Origin of the sequence: uncultured Corynebacterium sp. (genome assembly GCF_945649885.1) — a bacterium.
Classification (GTDB): domain Bacteria; phylum Actinomycetota; class Actinomycetes; order Mycobacteriales; family Mycobacteriaceae; genus Corynebacterium.
Window position 1 is genome coordinate 1 of sequence record NZ_CALZFS010000061.1, and the last position, 15,567, is coordinate 15,567.

The window sequence follows — 15,567 nt, forward strand, 5'->3', positions numbered from 1 at the left end:
GCTTGTCGGTGCGCCCGCGAGCAGGATCTGCTTGACCCCTGCTTCACGGAGCTTCTCGACGACCGACTCCCCTGTTGCTGCGTATTCCTGATCGGTTCCGCAGATGACCACGATGTCGGTGGTGGCTGCAGCCTCAAATTCAGGGGTTCCAGGGACAACCTCACCTGGGTTGCTCACGGCGATGCCGCCGGATGCCAGGAGGTTGGTGGTGAAACCGGTACGGATATTGTGCCTGGATAGTGGTCCCACAGGGATCAGTCCGATGGTGGGACGCTCACCCTTGGCTTCCAGGAAGGCATCCGAGCGGTTGCGCAGTGCCTCGAACTCCGCAGCCCAGCGGCGAACGCCTGCTGGTTCATTGCGCAGCTCAGGCGCCAGGGGTGCCTCAGCCAGGTTCGGGAACTCATTGATGCCGGTCAGCTGCTTCTTACGGGAGGCAACCTCAGCGCGGGTAGCCTCATGCATCTCATCGAGAGCCTTGTTGATGGCGCCGTTGGCCAACTCAGCACGGTAGCCGCCCTTAGCCTCAACATCAGCGAAGATGGCCCAGGCCTTCTCCGCGAGGTCATTGGTGAAGGCTTCCACATAGTAAGAGCCACCGGCCGGGTCGATGACATGGCCCAGGTGAGACTCCTCCAGCAGCAGGAGGTTGGTGTTACGTGCGATGCGGTGGGCGAAGTTACGTGAGGTGCCGGGGATACCGCCGGGGATGGCGGAGTCGAAGGTCAACACCTCAACATCTGTTGCTCCACCGACGCCGGCGGCGAAGGCGGAAACGGTGCTTCGCAGCATGTTGACCCATGGGTCACGCTGGCTGAACATCACCGGCGCGGTGACGGCATGCTGAGGTGCAGCACCCAGTTCGGGGTGACCAAGCACTTCACTGATGCGTGCCCAGAGGCGACGTGCAGTGCGCAGCTTGGCGATCTGGCCGAACTGGTCATCGGTGATGGCGAAACGGAAGGCCACCTGGCCCAGTGCCTGTTCGGTGCTCAGGCCCGCCTCAACGAGTGCGCGGACGTATTCAACGCCAGCGGCAAGTGCGAAGCCAATTTCTTGGGCATCGCTTGCACCCTGGTTGGACAGGGAGACAGCGTCGATGAGCAGAGCGCGGACATTCTCATGGGATGCAGCTTTACGTGCCAGTTCAACAGCGGCATCCAGGTCAACGGACTCAGAGCCATCCACAGCTGCGGTCAACGGGCTGACGCCGAGGTTGACGGAAGCAAGGCCGGTGCCGGCTTCGTCGGCAAGTGCGTAAAGTGCATCCGCCGCGTCAGCAGCCTTGGTACCTGCCTGGAGATTCAATGCCACCATGTTGAGGTAGACACCCTCGAGTGTGGCCTTGAGATCTGCCGGGGCGAGATCACCCTTGAGGTCAAGGGACACGGTGGTGGTGCCGGAGTTGAGAGCATGCAGGATCTGCTTACTGACCTCTTCTGCACTGTCACCATAGGCACCAAAGGTTTCTGTGACTCCCCAACCTGCACGGTTGGTGTCAATGGTGGTTCCGCGGGTGTATGGGAAAGCACCCGGAACCTCAGTGGTTGGTGCGCCATTTTCATCGGCACGGGTATAAAGCGGGGAGATGTCAACACCGTCATTGGTGGTAACGATCAGCTTCCTCCACACATCGGAGGGCACATCCGCCACGTCCTTTTTGCTAACCCGTGCAAAAACACTCACAACAGCCTCGTGCCAGGCATTGAGGCTGTCGGTGAATTCCTCGGGCAGTGAGGTATTCCTGAGATCAGTCAAGGTGGAAATACTTCCCATCGAAATATATGAACCAGTGGTTTTCCAGCTGGTTTCCAGGCATAGCAATCAACCATATATTTACAGTTGATCTGAAAGTTACCCAGGGCCCCAGCCGGACCTTGGACACGCCTACGCAACAAAAAGGGTGTAGGTGTGTCCAAGTGCACTCTCAAGGATAGGTCAGATCAGATAACTAGTATAGCAAAACAATGGTGTTACTTGAGGCCGTGTCGTGGCTGTAAGGTGTCATCCATGAGCTTTGAGAGTGGCTCCACCCCGCATTCCGGTGGACAGTCTGACAAACGGTCCAAAAAGGCCTCTAGCAGGATAGATTCCGCTCTCAGATCAGTGATTCACTTCTTTTCCACCCTGTTTTCCGATGCCTGGAATGAGGTCCGGGAATGGTCCCGGGCCAAGAAGTTGCTCGCGCTCGGGGGCATCGCAGTTGTGGTAATAATCACTATTGTTGTAGATATTCCTTCGATAACCACTCTGCGAACATGGGCTGAGAGCTCCGGTCCGCTCTTTGTCTGGCTGTTCTGCGGACTGTATGTCCTCCTCACCCAGTTCCCCATCCCACGTACTTTCCTGACCCTGGCATCTGGAATTCTCTTCGGCCCCTGGCTGGGAACACTGGTGGCCTTGGGCTCCACCACGATCTCCGCGGTCATCAGTTTCATGATTGTCCGTGGACTGCTCGGCGAATGGATGAAGCCACGCCTCAGCCACCCGGCGATGGAGCGCATCAACGTGCGCCTGAAACACCGCGGCTGGTTAGCCATCACGTCCCTGCGCATGATCGCTGCGGTCCCCTTCTCCATCCTGAATTATGTGGCTGCCCTGACCAGTGTTCCGCTACTGGCCTTCACCATCGCCACCGCAGTGGGATCAGCACCCGGCACCATTGCAGCGGTGGTTCTGGGTGATGCCTTCGTCAGTTCCGGCAGCGGCACAGCTCTGATATTCACCGTTCTATTGGCCGGTTTAGGCATAGTCGGGATATTTTTAGACCAACGACTGCCAGTCAAGTCTGAGAAATAGAACTTTAAAGATAGACTGCTGCTAGTTTCACTCACGGACTTACTAGAGGAAAAGGAGTTGGCCGCGAATGTGGGCATTGCACGCCAGGTACAGGGGTCGGGACACCCGGAGGGCTGAATTGGTTCGCCGCTTCGCTGAAGCTCTATCCACCCTGGATGGAGCCGGCGAGTTTGAACTGTTGGGTGTGGAGGATATCCGCGCCCACATCACCTCACCGACCACCACCTGTGATGTCGTCATGGCTCTGTTGGCCGCCGGTGACTGGGCCATTGGCATCGGAGTGGTTCCGAGTGTCGATACGCCCAGTGACGAGGATGAAGCCCAGATTGAGCTGGCCAAAAAGACCGCCACCGACGCACTGCGCCCCACTGCGCGCAGCGGCGCCGTCAAGGTGCGCATCGTCGGAGCCAGGCGTGACGACGCCCGCGCCTTCAACATCTCCGCGTCTTTTGCCCTGATGTCCCAGGTACTGTCCAAGCGCTCCTTCGAAGGCCGGGAAGCCACCTCCCTCATGCGCTCCGGACTGAATCAGAATGAAGCCGCGGAAGAACTCGGCATTTCCAAGCAGGCGATGTCCCAACGTCTCCAGGCTGCGGGATGGCAGGCCGAACAGGCGGGATGGCAGCTGGCTGCCAACCTCATCGAGCACTCCGCCAAGATTTAGAAACCCAACACAAAAGCCCCCTGTACTATTTCAGAGCTTGAAGCTCTGGGAACAATACAGGGGGCTTTCTTGACGGTGAAGATTTAAGGACGATCCTCCGGGCCGTCCGTCCACTGCTGCTCCGCCTGACGGTTGCGCAGGAACTCCTGGGTTGCCTGACCCAAGGGTTCATCCTCCCCCTCAGACTCCGGCATGCTGGTGATCGCTGGCTGCTCCTGGACTCGCTGAGGTGTCGGTTCCGGCTCAGCTGCCTTCTTTTTCGACTTGGCCTTTGGGGTGACCCCTAAAGCAAGTTCAGCGGGGTCTGGATCAACCGGCTTATTGGCCACCGCGTTGGCGGCGGCAACCGCAGCGGCGATCTCCGGATCAGACTCTGTGGAGAACCACTCATCTGTGTTGTCCGCATTGGCCAGGTCCTTGGTCTCCTCATCAACCGCAACCGGCTCATAACGGAAAGTACCCTGATCATCCTGGGTGGCGAACTGTCGGGCAAAGCTTTCCAGAGAGTCGCTGAACTGACTCGGGATGACCCACATCTTGGAGGACTTGCCATCTGCAATCTGCGGCAACTTCTCCAGGTACTGGTAGGCCAGAACCTCAGGAGTGAGCTTCGCAGCCTTGATTGCAGCATTAACCTTCTGAATGGCTCTCGCCTCACCCTGTGCCTGCAGATAACGCGCGGCGCGCTCACCCTCAGCACGCAGGATCATGGCCTGACGCTCAGCCTCGGCCGCCAGGATGGCTGCATGCTTGGCACCCTCGGACTGGAGGATTTTGGCCTGCTTCTCACCCTCAGCAGTCTTGATGTCAGCTTCACGCTGACCTTCCGCGGTCAAAATGGTGGCGCGCTTTTCGCGGTCAGCCTTCATCTGCTTCTCCATCGACTGCTGAATCGATGGTGGCGGATCAATCGCCTTCAGCTCCACACGGCTGATACGCAGACCCCACTTAGTGGTGGCAGCGTCCAGCTCGCCACGCAGACGACGGTTGATCACCTCACGGGAGGTCAAAGTCTCCTCCAAGGTCATGCCACCGACCACATCTCGGAGGGTGGCCACAGAAATCTGCTCCACACCCACGATGTAGTTGTCCACGCCATAGATGGCACGGTTGGGCTCATTGATCTGGAAGGTGACCACGATGTCAATGGCCACGGTCAGGTTATCCTGTGTGATCACTGCCTGTGGCGGGAAGGAGACCACGCGCTCACGGGTATCGATCCGGGCACGCACCCGGTCAATGAACGGCACGAGCAAGGTCAGCCCGCCCTCAACGGTGCGGGTATAACGCCCGAGCCTTTCAATAACGGCCGCTTCACCCTGAGGTATCAAGGCGATGGACTTGATCACTACGAGAGCGACGAAGACCAGGAAAACAACGGCCAGGATTGTTCCAATCATGGTTCCTCCGGGTGTTTCTTGTCTGAGTTAGTGGTCATGGCTGTGTGCCTGTTCTGCCTTGAGAAGATCCCTGGCAGCAGGGAGCCTATCTACCGGGGACATCTTTCAGCAGGCTTTCTAGATGTCTTTCCACACCACCGCGGTGGCCCCATCAATGCGGATGACCGCAACATGATCACCCTCATGGAAAGTGTGGTCGGGATCCATGCTCCTCGCGGACCAGATTGACCCATCGAGGCGAATTTGTCCACTGCTGCCGGTCACTGCTTCCAGGACCACGGCATTTTCACCCACCAAGGCCCTGACAGAGGTGTCCAGGGCGGCAGGCTTATGGAGACGGCGTTTCAGGGCCGGGCGGAGGAAGAACAGCAGGCCGAAGGCTGAGACCGCAAAGGTGAGGAACTCAGCCCAGATGGGCACTCCCGCCAGTGAGACACCGGCGGTGGCCAGGGCTGCTCCAGCCAACATGAGCAGGGTGAATTCACCGACTGCCAGCTCGAGTCCCGCCAGCACCAGTGCACCGATAAACCAAATGATTGCTCCCACGCACACCACCGTACAGAAATGGCCCCCATCCGGTTGGCGAAAATGCAGGATGCACAGCCCAGAAATAAGCTTCCCTTCCCCGCTGCTACTGGCGGTCATCCCTGCACACTGGACTAGGCCAGTACATCCTCCTTGGTGAGGTCATGATTGGTGACAAAATCAACCAGTCGCTCCACAGCTCCGATGAGAGTGTGATCAAGATCCCGGAAGGAATTCACCGCACCATAAACACGGTGCCACCCCTCCTTCGGATCAGACCAGCCAACCCTGCGGCAGATACCGGTCTTCCAGTCTTCACCATAGGGCACATCAGGCCAGGTACGCAGGCCCAGGCGTTCCGGCTTCACCGCAGCCCAGATATCGATATACGGGTGGCCGGTCACGGCGATATCAGGTCCGAGCGACCTGGTCATCCGGGTTTCCTTAGAGCCTTCCACCAGGTGGTCCGCCAGGACGCCGATGCGACGTCCCGGTCCGGGCTGGAATTCAGCTAGTTTCTCCGGCAGATTGTCCAGTCCCTCCAGGTACTCCACCACCACCCCTTCCACACGCAGGTCATGACCCCAAACCTTTTCCACGATGGCGGCATCATGGATGCCCTCTACCCAGATCCGTGACGGTGCTGCCACCTTGGCCTGAACATTCTCCACACGTCGGGAACCGGAATTAGACCTGCGGGGTTCCTGCTTGGGCACATGGCGGGTCAGAGTGACAATCTGACCATCCACCATGAAGGCACCCTTACGCAGCTTGTACAGCTGTTCCCTACCGCGACGGTCCTCCAATCGGAGGAAATCACCGTCGTAAGTGCGTTCAAAACCGGTCACCGCGCCCACATAACCATCCGCGCGGACCTCCACCACCAGCCCGGGTGTTGCCGGAACGCTGGGATACTCCGGAGCCTTGTTCCGGGAATGTCCACCAAAGATGTCGCCTGCATAAGGATCTGAGAAGCTCATGGTGATATACCCTAGCGAATCCGTGGGATAGACTTTCCTCCCGATATGGAAATCCGCGCAAATGTTTATTCCCCCCTGCAGAACACCGCCGTATGGCTCGGCGCCTGGGTTTATGACCTGGTGCTCACCGAGGACGTCATCGATGCGTTCGTGGACTTAGGCGGCCCCCACACCTTCCAGGACGGCGGTCTGCTGGATCTGTTGCGGTGTGCACGGGGCACCCTGGAGCCGCTTATCGACGCCCCCTTCACCGGCCCCATCATCTCCCTGGTGCTGTCCGGCCCAGGAGAGGCTCCACTGTTGCCCGCAGGCTCTGAGGCTGCCGCCAAGGCGGCCCGCTCCGGTGAGGGCGCCCTGCTGATTCGGACCACAGATCCTTTAAGTTCCTTTGCCTTGATCCCCGCGCGTGGTTCCGACGCCACTGACTGGGAATGGATAGCAGTGGATGGTCCCCTGCCCATGGGTGCCGCAGTCTCCCCCGGCGAGGCAGATCAGATGTTGAGCCAAGCGACCCGCGAGGCAGCCACGATCATTGAAGGCACCGCCTATTCCTCACTGGCCCCGAACTCCCTGAAAAATCCCCGCCTGACGGTGGGGGCCCTGTCAGACTTCTATGACACACCGGGCCTTCCCCACTCAGTGCCACCACGGTCTGCCAAGCTGTTTGCCCGGGCTGATCGGGTGGCAGCCATCGTCGAGACGGTTCAGTCCACCATCGGTGATCACTCCCTAGATCCACAGCTGATCTCCCTGTGGCGTCACCTGCGCACCGCACGCATGGCTGGAGTTGACCATGCCCTCGCGGAATTCGCGAGGGCATAGATTTCAGTAGCTGCTAGAAAACAGAAGCGCTTTCAGCCGCTGGGGCGGGACGCTTCCTCAGTTCACAGCATCCTTCGGCACAACGCTTGCCGTTGACGGAGGTACCCCGCATGGGCAGAGTACCCATGCGCTCAATGGTGCGCTTGAGTTCAGCTTCTTCCACGAGGTCGGCGATCATCGCGGCGAAATCATCGGTGGGGCCCACCGTGGCGACACGTTCCACGGTCATGCCACGCTTTTCAGCTTCCTCCATGAGTTCCGCATCGAGATCCCAGATCACTTCCATATGATCAGAAATAAAGCCCACAGGGCAGACAACCAGCGCCTTGGCTCCCTTGTCCTCATTGAGTTCCACCGCGTGGTCCACAATGTCCGGTTCCAACCAGGGCACATGAGGGCTACCGGAACGTGACTGCCACACCACATCAAAATCAGAGATTCCTACTGTTTCAGCAATGAGTGCTGAAGACTCCTGAACCTGTCGGGAGTACAGGGAACCATCAAACGGGTTGCCCTCTGCATCATCAGAGTTGAGTGGGATGGAGTGAGCGGTGAACACCAGACGTGCCTCATCACGCAGTTCTGCTGGCAACTTGGCATAAGAGTCCCTGACCAACCGCGCCATGGTGTGGACGAAGCGTGGGTGATCGTAGAACTGACGGAGTTTGGTGAACTTGATGGTTGGAGCATCGATACTCTCCAGATGGGAGATCATGCCCTTGATATCATCCTGGTACTGGCCACAGCCGGAGTACCCACCCCAGGCGGAGGTCGCCAGAACCAGTGCATTTTTGATGCCGTCGGCAGCCATCTGCTCGGCGGCCTCATTATCAAAAGGCTTCCAGTTACGGTTTCCGAAATAGACCGGCAGGTCATAGCCTCGAGACTTGAGCTCACTGCCTACATGCGCGATGATTTCGCGGTTCAATTCGTTGAGTGGACTGACTCCACCGAAGTGGTGGTAGTGCACTGCTACGTCATCGAGTCGCTCTGGCGGGATACCCCTGCCACGGGTGACATTCTCCAAAAATGGACGAACCTCCTCGTGTCCTTCGGGACCACCGAAAGACAGCACGAGGAGGGCGTCGAAAGCATCTGAGCTTGCGTCCGATGTGCGTACATTCATAGCGTGAACGTTACCAATATTGGGCCAATATTGCATAAAAGCACATAGACGACGCTCGATTAATAGGGTGAGACTAAATCAGTCGCACAGCGTACTCAGTCATTCCAGACCAGCGAACTGGGGAGATCTGCACGGTGGAACCGGAGCTCGGCGCCTCAAGCATCTGCCCATCACCGAGGTAGATAGCCACATGCTGGGAAGCTCCCGGACCGTAAAAGATCAGGTCACCACGCTGCATCTCAGAGGTGCTGACCTTGGTGCCATGCTGGTACTGATAGCCAGTGTAGTGAGGAAGGGCGATGCCCACGCCTGCGAAGGCGTAGAGAACCAGTCCGGAACAGTCAAAGCCGACCTTGTTGTAGTCACCGTAGGAGTCAGCAACACCGCCATCACGAATGCCCTTGGTTGGACCGGTGGCATTACCGCCACCCCACGCATAGGGGGTGCCGATCATGGCAGAAGCACGGGAGATCACGGCCTCGATCTTGGCTGAACGGTCACCGGAAACGATCTCCGATGCGGAATCAGTGAGATCACCGAGATCTACCGGGGCATCAGCCGTGGCCTCTTCAGAAGGGGCCACCTCCACTGGAAGCTCAAGCTCTGGCTCCTCCAGTGCAACATAGTCATCTTCAGCCCAGAGGTCATCTGCTGGCTCAACCTCAGGAACTACCGGCGCCACTGGAGCAACCTGCTCCTGTTCCTCCGGTGCTGCTGGTGCTTCCTGCTCAGGAGAAGGCTGTGGCACCTGAACAGCGGCGACATCGCCAGCTTCAGCTTCCTCACCTGAGGGATATGGGTTCTCTGTGGTGGCGTGGTCAGCCTGGCTGGCAGCAATCAGGGCTGCTGCGGCAACCGAAGCTGCGGCCAGAGCCTGATCCCTCAGCGCCTGAGCCTCAGCATCATCTGCCGCGGCAACTGCTGCAGCTTCCTGTGCCTGCTGGGCCGCAGCCTTAGCTTCCTCCGCCTGCTGTCGAGCCTGTTCCCTGGTCACTGCTTCCTGTTGTGCAGCGGCTTCCTGGGCTGCCTGCGCAGCTGCAGCCTCGGACTCGGCGGCTGCACGGGCTGCAGCTTCGTCAGCCTTACGCTTCTCTTCAGCTGCGGCAGCTGCTTCCGCTTCAGCCCGCTCACGCTCAGCCTCTGCACGCTGGAATTCCTCAAACTCCGCACGCTGTCCCTGAAGGTTCTCCACATCGGAACGAGCAGCAGCGAGGTTGCGCTCAGCTTCCTGTCGCTGGGCAACGAGGTTGGTTCGGCTGGTGGTCAGCGCACCGAGCTGTTCGGAATTCTCAGCGATGGCTGCCTGAGTGAGACGTTCCTGCTCAATAGCTTCAGCCTCACGCTGCTCCGCAATGATACGGGCCTCACGTAAGGCTGATTCTTTGTTCGCATTTTCAGTGCGAAGACGGTCGAGTTCCTCCACCGCCAGACGCTGCCTCTCAGCGGTGGTCCGCAGATAGGTCTGTCGATCAAGGGCGTCCTCGGTGTTTCCATTGCCGGAGATGCCGGCAAGCCCCTTTGAGGTGCCGTTCTGACGGTAAGCCGCACGGGAGATCTCATTGAGCCGTTCTTGCGCAGCTTCGATCTGTGCCTGGGAGTCCTCAAGATCCGCCTTGGCTGCGACAGCGTTCTGACGGGCATGCTCGGCCTCGGCCTGTGCATCATGCAGATCGACGAGAGCCTTATTCACCGCTTCGCGGAGGCCACCCATCTCAAGCTCAAGCTTGCTGATCTCTGCATCAGTTTCCGACAGTGAACCAGCGAGGCGGGAAACTTCCCCATTTCCAGCCTCAACAGTTGCCTGCGCCTGGGCGATACTCGCATCATCCGGGTTGCTCGGCTGTGCGGTTGCTGGAGCCAGTCCTGCCACCATGCTTCCGCTGACAGCGACCACGATCAGTACACGGCTTATGGCGCCTGCACGAAAAGACCGGCCGACCAGACCGGTACCCATCCGTGAAAACGGGCGACGTGAAGCATTTCCTGCCACGTAATCTCCTCTTCGTCTGAAGCCCGCCGAGTCCAGTTGAAGCACTTGATTAAGCACTCCAGCCCTGAACGCAGGCGTCCTCCACCAGTAATTGCGGGACACACAGGTGGAGAAAACTTCCAGACGATATTGCGCAACAACAACACTTTCAGCGGAGGTGAAGATTCTCGGCAAGCTTCCCCGTTTGCCCGAACTCTCAACCCGGCCCAACTGTCATATGCAGGTTTTCCAGGCGTGAACCTTGAAAAGCTAGGCGATACATCTAGATGAAGTTTAGAATCTCGACCTTGTGAGTCAGTATCTGCACATTAGGCCACGTTGGTAACATTTGAGACATGTTCGGCAACGAAAACGCAACGAAAACGCAGTGCATGCAATAATTTGCACTGCCTGGCCTGCAGAAACCCCCCACCATCGAGGGGGTGTGATCTTCATCACCAAATTGAATCGCTTGTCAAGTTTGGCAAATTCCGGACGCGCCGACATCTCGGAACCCCCACAAAAGGATCAAGCCCACAGACTGGACATTTGAAAGTCAGGGCGTCCGAATGACGCTTTTGTGAACAAACATTGCAGAGACGATCAACACGATAAGCAATGCAGCTGCCCCCCAGACGGCCACCTGCCCCCAATCAATAGCCCCAATCCCCGAATTCGTTACATCACGAATCAGTAACGAAGCGCCATCGACATAATCAAAAGTCTGCAACATTTCCCGCTGCGCCGACTCAAGCGAGGCGCGTGAGTGGACATCACTCACCACCGCCGCAGACCCTGGCGCACGGACTACAACCGTATCCAAGGAGGTTGCGCCAAGCAGCTCCTGGGCAATGTCACGCAGATCAGCCGTCACCGCCGGCGTGGAGTCCAGTACTACATAACCCAGGGACCCGAAATCGCCCTCAGCAGCTTCATCCATGACAGTTATCAACTCCTGCTCCAGGGTGGGGTGCTGCTCCCCGGCCGCCTGCCCCATGGCGACTGCATCTTCCTCCAGCTCCCTGGCCAAGGCGTCGATATCTACGTTTTCAGGGATCACGGATGACCTTTCAGTTTCTGGGGAGTCGCACGCGCAAAAGACATGCGACCTATATAAACAAAGTGGCTCATTGATGCGAGTTCCCACATACGGGGGTGAATTGGGGGCCCGGGACGTGTCAGCTCACGCACCAACTTCTATCGCTAACATTTCGCATATCCGCTGCCCATGGACATTGTCCAAGTTATCAGCCCTTCAAAGATGGCAGAAAACGCCACGCGGAGCCCCCGAGCATTCACGCCAGAACGCTCGTACTGTTAAGATGATGGGGACGTAGGGTCCTTAACCTCATAATTGGTACAAGAACCTGAAGTTTTCCTTCCGCCGGCTCAGCCGATGCAGCAGCCGACGAAAAACTCACCCTGGAAAAGTTAGAATTGGAGCTCACTGTGACTGAAAGCAAGAACTCCTTCAATGCTAAGAGCACTCTGCAGGTTGGCGAAAAGTCTTATGACTACTTCGCTCTCTCTTCAGTGCCTGGCATGGAGAAGCTGCCGTACTCCCTCAAGGTTCTCGGCGAGAACCTTCTGCGCACCGAAGACGGCGCAAACATCACCAAGGAGCACATCGAGGCCATCGCCAACTGGGATGCATCTGCCGATCCAAGCATTGAGATCCAGTTCACCCCGGCCCGCGTGCTCATGCAGGACTTCACCGGCGTCCCCTGTGTGGTCGACCTGGCAACCATGCGCGAAGCTGTGGAAACCCTCGGTGGCAACCCAGACGAGGTCAACCCACTGAACCCGGCAGAGATGGTCATTGACCACTCCGTCATCGTTGAGGCATTCGGTCGCCCGGATGCACTCGAGAAGAACGTTGAAATCGAGTACGAGCGCAACGAGGAGCGTTACCAGTTCCTGCGTTGGGGCTCCGAGTCATTCTCCAACTTCCGCGTTGTCCCTCCGGGAACCGGCATTGTCCACCAGGTCAACATTGAGTACCTGGCACGCGTTGTCTTCGACAATGATGGCCTTGCCTACCCAGATACCTGCATCGGTACTGACTCCCACACCACCATGGAAAACGGCCTGGGCATCCTCGGCTGGGGCGTTGGCGGCATTGAGGCTGAGGCAGCAATGCTCGGCCAGCCTGTCTCCATGCTCATCCCACGTGTTGTCGGCTTCAAGCTGACCGGCGAGATCCCAGTAGGCGTTACCGCCACCGACGTGGTTCTCACCATCACCGAGATGCTGCGCGACCACGGCGTCGTCCAGAAGTTCGTAGAGTTCTACGGCTCCGGCGTCAAGGCTGTTCCACTGGCCAACCGTGCCACCATCGGTAACATGTCCCCAGAGTTCGGCTCCACCTGTGCAATGTTCCCAATCGACGAGGAGACCACCAAGTACCTGCGTCTCACCGGTCGTCCGGAAGAGCAGATCGCACTGGTCGAGGCTTACGCCAAGGCTCAGGGCATGTGGCTCGAGGAAGACGCTCTAGAAGCCGAGTACTCCGAGTACCTCGAGCTGGATCTCTCCACCGTCGTTCCTTCCATCGCTGGCCCGAAGCGCCCACAGGACCGCATCCTGCTGTCCGAGGCCAAGGAGCAGTTCCGTAAGGACGTCACCGTCTACACCGACGATGCAGTTCAGGTGGACCAGTCCATCCCTGCAAAGCGTATGGCCAACGAGGGTGGCTCACAGCCTGAGACCGCCGTCGACCTGGACAACTACAACGCATCCTGGCCTGGCTCCGGCGAGTCCGCCGCTGAGGGTGCTCAGGGTCGTCCGTCCAACCCGGTCACCGTCTCCTCCCCACAGGGTGGCGAGTACACCATCGACCACGGCATGGTTGCCATCGCATCCATCACCTCATGCACCAACACCTCCAACCCTTCCGTCATGATCGGCGCTGGCCTGATCGCACGTAAGGCAGCGGAAAAGGGCCTGAAGTCCAAGCCATGGGTCAAGACCATCTGTGCTCCTGGCTCCCAGGTTGTTGACGGCTACTACCAGCGTGCAGACCTCTGGAAGGATCTCGAGGCTCTCGGCTTCTACCTCTCCGGCTTCGGTTGCACCACCTGTATCGGTAACTCCGGCCCACTGCCAGAGGAAATCTCCGAGGCAATCAACGAGCACGATCTGGCTGCAGCAGCAGTCCTGTCCGGTAACCGTAACTTCGAGGGACGTATCTCCCCTGACGTTAAGATGAACTACCTGGCATCCCCGATCATGGTCATCGCCTACGCAATCGCAGGCACCATGGACTTCGATTTCGACAACGAAGCTCTTGGCCAGGATCAGGACGGCAACGATGTCTTCCTCAAGGACATCTGGCCATCCACCGAGGAGATCGAGGAGACCATCCAGGAAGCTATCTCCCGCGAGCTCTACGAAGCTGACTACGCTGACGTCTTCAAGGGCGACAAGCAGTGGCAGGAACTCAGCGTTCCAACCGGTAAGACCTTCGAATGGGACGAGAACTCCACCTACATCCGTAAGGCTCCTTACTTCGATGGCATGACCGCAGAGCCACAGGATGTCACCGACATCCAGGGCGCACGCGTTCTGGCCACGCTGGGTGACTCGGTCACCACCGACCACATCTCCCCTGCTTCCTCCATCAAGCCAGGCACCCCAGCTGCTCAGTACCTGGATGCTCACGGCGTTGAGCGTCAGGACTACAACTCTCTGGGATCCAGGCGTGGCAACCACGAGGTCATGATGCGCGGCACCTTCGCCAACATCCGCCTCCAGAACCAGCTGGTTGACATCGCAGGTGGCTACACCCGCGACTTCACCCAGGATGGCGGCCCACAGGCCTTCATCTACGATGCCTCCGTCAACTACAAGGAAGCCGGCATCCCGCTGGTCGTCCTCGCTGGTAAGGAATACGGCACCGGTTCTTCCCGTGACTGGGCTGCCAAGGGCACCAGCCTGCTCGGCGTCCGCGCAGTCATCACCGAGTCCTTCGAGCGTATCCACCGCTCGAACCTCATCGGCATGGGTGTCATCCCACTGCAGTTCCCTGCAGGCCAGTCCCATGAGTCCCTCGGACTCGACGGCACCGAGACCTTCGACATCTCCGGTCTGACTGCTCTCAACGAGGGCACCACCCCGAGCACCGTCAAGGTCGTCGCGACCAAGGAGAACGGTGACAAGGTCGAATTCGACGCTGTCGTCCGTATCGACACCCCTGGCGAGGCTGACTACTTCCGCCACGGCGGTATCCTGCAGTACGTCCTGCGCCAGATGGCTGCTTCTTCCTAATCCGAAGAACGCTGTCACCAACCGTGTCCGTTTAGAGGATCTGATCCTCTAGGTGGGGACGGTGACATGGGGCCCCACCACCCAAGCCCGCTTATTGTGAACAACAATGGCGGATAACTTGAGGTGGGGCCCCATTGTTGTACCTCCACTTTCATAAAATATTCTCAGCATACGCCCCACCAGTGCGTATGCATCCCCTACTAAGGAGAACACGTGTCCGTTGCGACAGGCGAAAAGCCACTCAACAGTCGCCAGGAAATCCTGGAAGGCGCCCGACGGTGCTTTGCGGAACACGGTTACGAAGGCGCCACTGTACGACGTCTGGAGGAGGCCACCGGCAAGTCCCGGGGCGCTATCTTCCATCACTTCGGCGATAAGGAAAAGTTGTTCCTCGCATTGGCTCGCGAGGACGCTGCGCGCATGGCGGAAACCGTGTCGGAAAAAGGTCTAGTCGAAGTCATGCGAGGCATGCTTATAGATCCGGAGCGCTATGACTGGCTCTCCATCCGTCTAGAGATCTCCAAGCAGCTGCGCACTGATCCGGTCTTCCGCGCCAAGTGGGCAGATCACCAGAGTGTGCTGGATGAAGCAGTCCGCGTCCGTCTAGCACATAATGCCGAGAAGGGCCGGATGCGTACCGACGTCCCCATCGAGGTACTCCACCTCTATCTGGAGACTGTGATGGACGGCTTCATCTCACGGCTGGCCACCGGCGCCTCCACTGAAGGGTTGTCAGAAGTTCTGGATCTGGTGGAAACATCAGTCCGTCGCCCTGACTAGAAATTTTATTGAACATGCCCCTCAAGGGGTGGCTCGACAGTGATAAACCCCAGCTCACATAACCATGTGAGCTGGGGTTTCTTACATGCCTAACGGTTGATTCTGTGTTTAACAGACCACCAACTAGACTAAGCGGTATGGTTTCAGTTCTTCTTGTTCAGCCCCGGCAGGGCGAAGCTGTCGCAGCCGCCGAACGTCGTGATTTCCTGCAGTCAACAGGTCTCAAGCCTGAGGAA

12 protein-coding genes and 1 pseudogene are annotated in these 15,567 nt (G+C 58.4%); 6 read left to right on the top strand and 7 right to left on the bottom strand.

Annotated features, from left to right (window positions below; genetic code table 11):
• Nucleotides 1-1,758 (bottom strand): methylmalonyl-CoA mutase family protein (locus Q0M74_RS08085; RefSeq protein ID WP_293953241.1); only part of this gene is annotated, 1,758 nt, incomplete at its 3' end.
• A gap of 252 nt (nt 1,759-2,010) precedes the next feature.
• Between Q0M74_RS08085 and Q0M74_RS08090 the strand changes: the two genes are divergently transcribed.
• The gene (locus Q0M74_RS08090; RefSeq protein ID WP_293953243.1) at nt 2,011-2,799 is read left to right on the top strand and encodes a TVP38/TMEM64 family protein; all 789 of its coding nucleotides are present in this window, start codon (nt 2,011-2,013) and stop codon (nt 2,797-2,799) included.
• A gap of 67 nt (nt 2,800-2,866) precedes the next feature.
• Nucleotides 2,867-3,463, top strand: a complete 597-nt coding sequence (locus Q0M74_RS08095) for a MarR family transcriptional regulator (RefSeq protein WP_293953245.1) — start codon at nt 2,867-2,869, stop codon at nt 3,461-3,463.
• Nucleotides 3,464-3,546: 83 nt separating this feature from the next.
• On the opposite strand, the gene Q0M74_RS08100 is transcribed toward Q0M74_RS08095, so the two are convergent.
• The 3 genes from Q0M74_RS08100 to Q0M74_RS08110 form a co-directional block, all read right to left on the bottom strand.
• Nucleotides 3,547-4,863, bottom strand: coding sequence for an SPFH domain-containing protein (locus tag Q0M74_RS08100; protein ID WP_293953247.1), 1,317 nt, complete (start codon nt 4,861-4,863; stop codon nt 3,547-3,549).
• 117 nt (nt 4,864-4,980) lie between these two features.
• Nucleotides 4,981-5,409 (bottom strand): NfeD family protein, encoded by a 429-nt coding sequence (locus Q0M74_RS08105; protein ID WP_293953249.1) that lies wholly within the window; start codon nt 5,407-5,409, stop codon nt 4,981-4,983.
• A 113-nt stretch (nt 5,410-5,522) separates the two neighbouring features.
• Complete coding sequence (locus Q0M74_RS08110; protein WP_293953251.1) at nt 5,523-6,368, bottom strand: DUF3097 domain-containing protein; 846 nt, start codon at nt 6,366-6,368, stop codon at nt 5,523-5,525.
• A 45-nt stretch (nt 6,369-6,413) separates the two neighbouring features.
• Here Q0M74_RS08110 and Q0M74_RS08115 point away from each other — a divergent pair, with 45 nt between their 5' ends.
• Entirely contained in the window at nt 6,414-7,190 is a 777-nt protein-coding gene (locus Q0M74_RS08115; RefSeq protein ID WP_293953253.1) for a hypothetical protein, read from the top strand.
• A 13-nt stretch (nt 7,191-7,203) separates the two neighbouring features.
• On the opposite strand, the gene Q0M74_RS08120 is transcribed toward Q0M74_RS08115, so the two are convergent.
• The 3 genes from Q0M74_RS08120 to Q0M74_RS08130 all read right to left on the bottom strand — a co-directional run bounded on the left by Q0M74_RS08120 (nt 7,204) and on the right by Q0M74_RS08130 (nt 11,345).
• Nucleotides 7,204-8,316 carry a ferrochelatase gene (locus tag Q0M74_RS08120; RefSeq protein ID WP_293953256.1) on the bottom strand — a complete coding sequence of 371 codons (1,113 nt, stop codon included), beginning with the start codon at nt 8,314-8,316 and terminating at the stop codon, nt 7,204-7,206.
• 73 nt (nt 8,317-8,389) lie between these two features.
• Nucleotides 8,390-10,270, bottom strand: a complete 1,881-nt coding sequence (locus tag Q0M74_RS08125) for a DIP1281 family NlpC/P60 protein (RefSeq protein ID WP_366088057.1) — start codon at nt 10,268-10,270, stop codon at nt 8,390-8,392.
• Between the two features lie 571 nt (nt 10,271-10,841).
• Complete coding sequence (locus tag Q0M74_RS08130; RefSeq protein ID WP_293953260.1) at nt 10,842-11,345, bottom strand: DUF6676 family protein; 504 nt, start codon at nt 11,343-11,345, stop codon at nt 10,842-10,844.
• A 389-nt stretch (nt 11,346-11,734) separates the two neighbouring features.
• Between Q0M74_RS08130 and can the strand changes: the two genes are divergently transcribed.
• The 3 genes and pseudogenes from can to Q0M74_RS08145 all read left to right on the top strand — a co-directional run.
• Nucleotides 11,735-14,551, top strand: coding sequence for an aconitate hydratase (gene can / locus Q0M74_RS08135; RefSeq protein WP_293953262.1), 2,817 nt, complete (start codon nt 11,735-11,737; stop codon nt 14,549-14,551).
• 213 nt (nt 14,552-14,764) lie between these two features.
• Nucleotides 14,765-15,331 (top strand): TetR/AcrR family transcriptional regulator, encoded by a 567-nt coding sequence (locus Q0M74_RS08140; RefSeq protein ID WP_293953264.1) that lies wholly within the window; start codon nt 14,765-14,767, stop codon nt 15,329-15,331.
• A 137-nt stretch (nt 15,332-15,468) separates the two neighbouring features.
• Nucleotides 15,469-15,567 (top strand): annotated as a pseudogene (locus Q0M74_RS08145) (glutamine amidotransferase); the annotation flags it as partial.

Coding starts and splice junctions, on each gene's coding strand:
- Q0M74_RS08090 (WP_293953243.1), top strand. CDS start 2,011: ATGAGCTTTGAGAGTGGCTCCACCCCGCATTCCGGTGGACAGTCTGAC.
- Q0M74_RS08100 (WP_293953247.1), bottom strand. CDS start 4,863: ATGATTGGAACAATCCTGGCCGTTGTTTTCCTGGTCTTCGTCGCTCTC.
- Q0M74_RS08095 (WP_293953245.1), top strand. CDS start 2,867: ATGTGGGCATTGCACGCCAGGTACAGGGGTCGGGACACCCGGAGGGCT.
- Q0M74_RS08110 (WP_293953251.1), bottom strand. CDS start 6,368: ATGAGCTTCTCAGATCCTTATGCAGGCGACATCTTTGGTGGACATTCC.
- Q0M74_RS08125 (WP_366088057.1), bottom strand. CDS start 10,270: ATGGGTACCGGTCTGGTCGGCCGGTCTTTTCGTGCAGGCGCCATAAGC.
- Q0M74_RS08115 (WP_293953253.1), top strand. CDS start 6,414: ATGGAAATCCGCGCAAATGTTTATTCCCCCCTGCAGAACACCGCCGTA.
- Q0M74_RS08120 (WP_293953256.1), bottom strand. CDS start 8,316: ATGAATGTACGCACATCGGACGCAAGCTCAGATGCTTTCGACGCCCTC.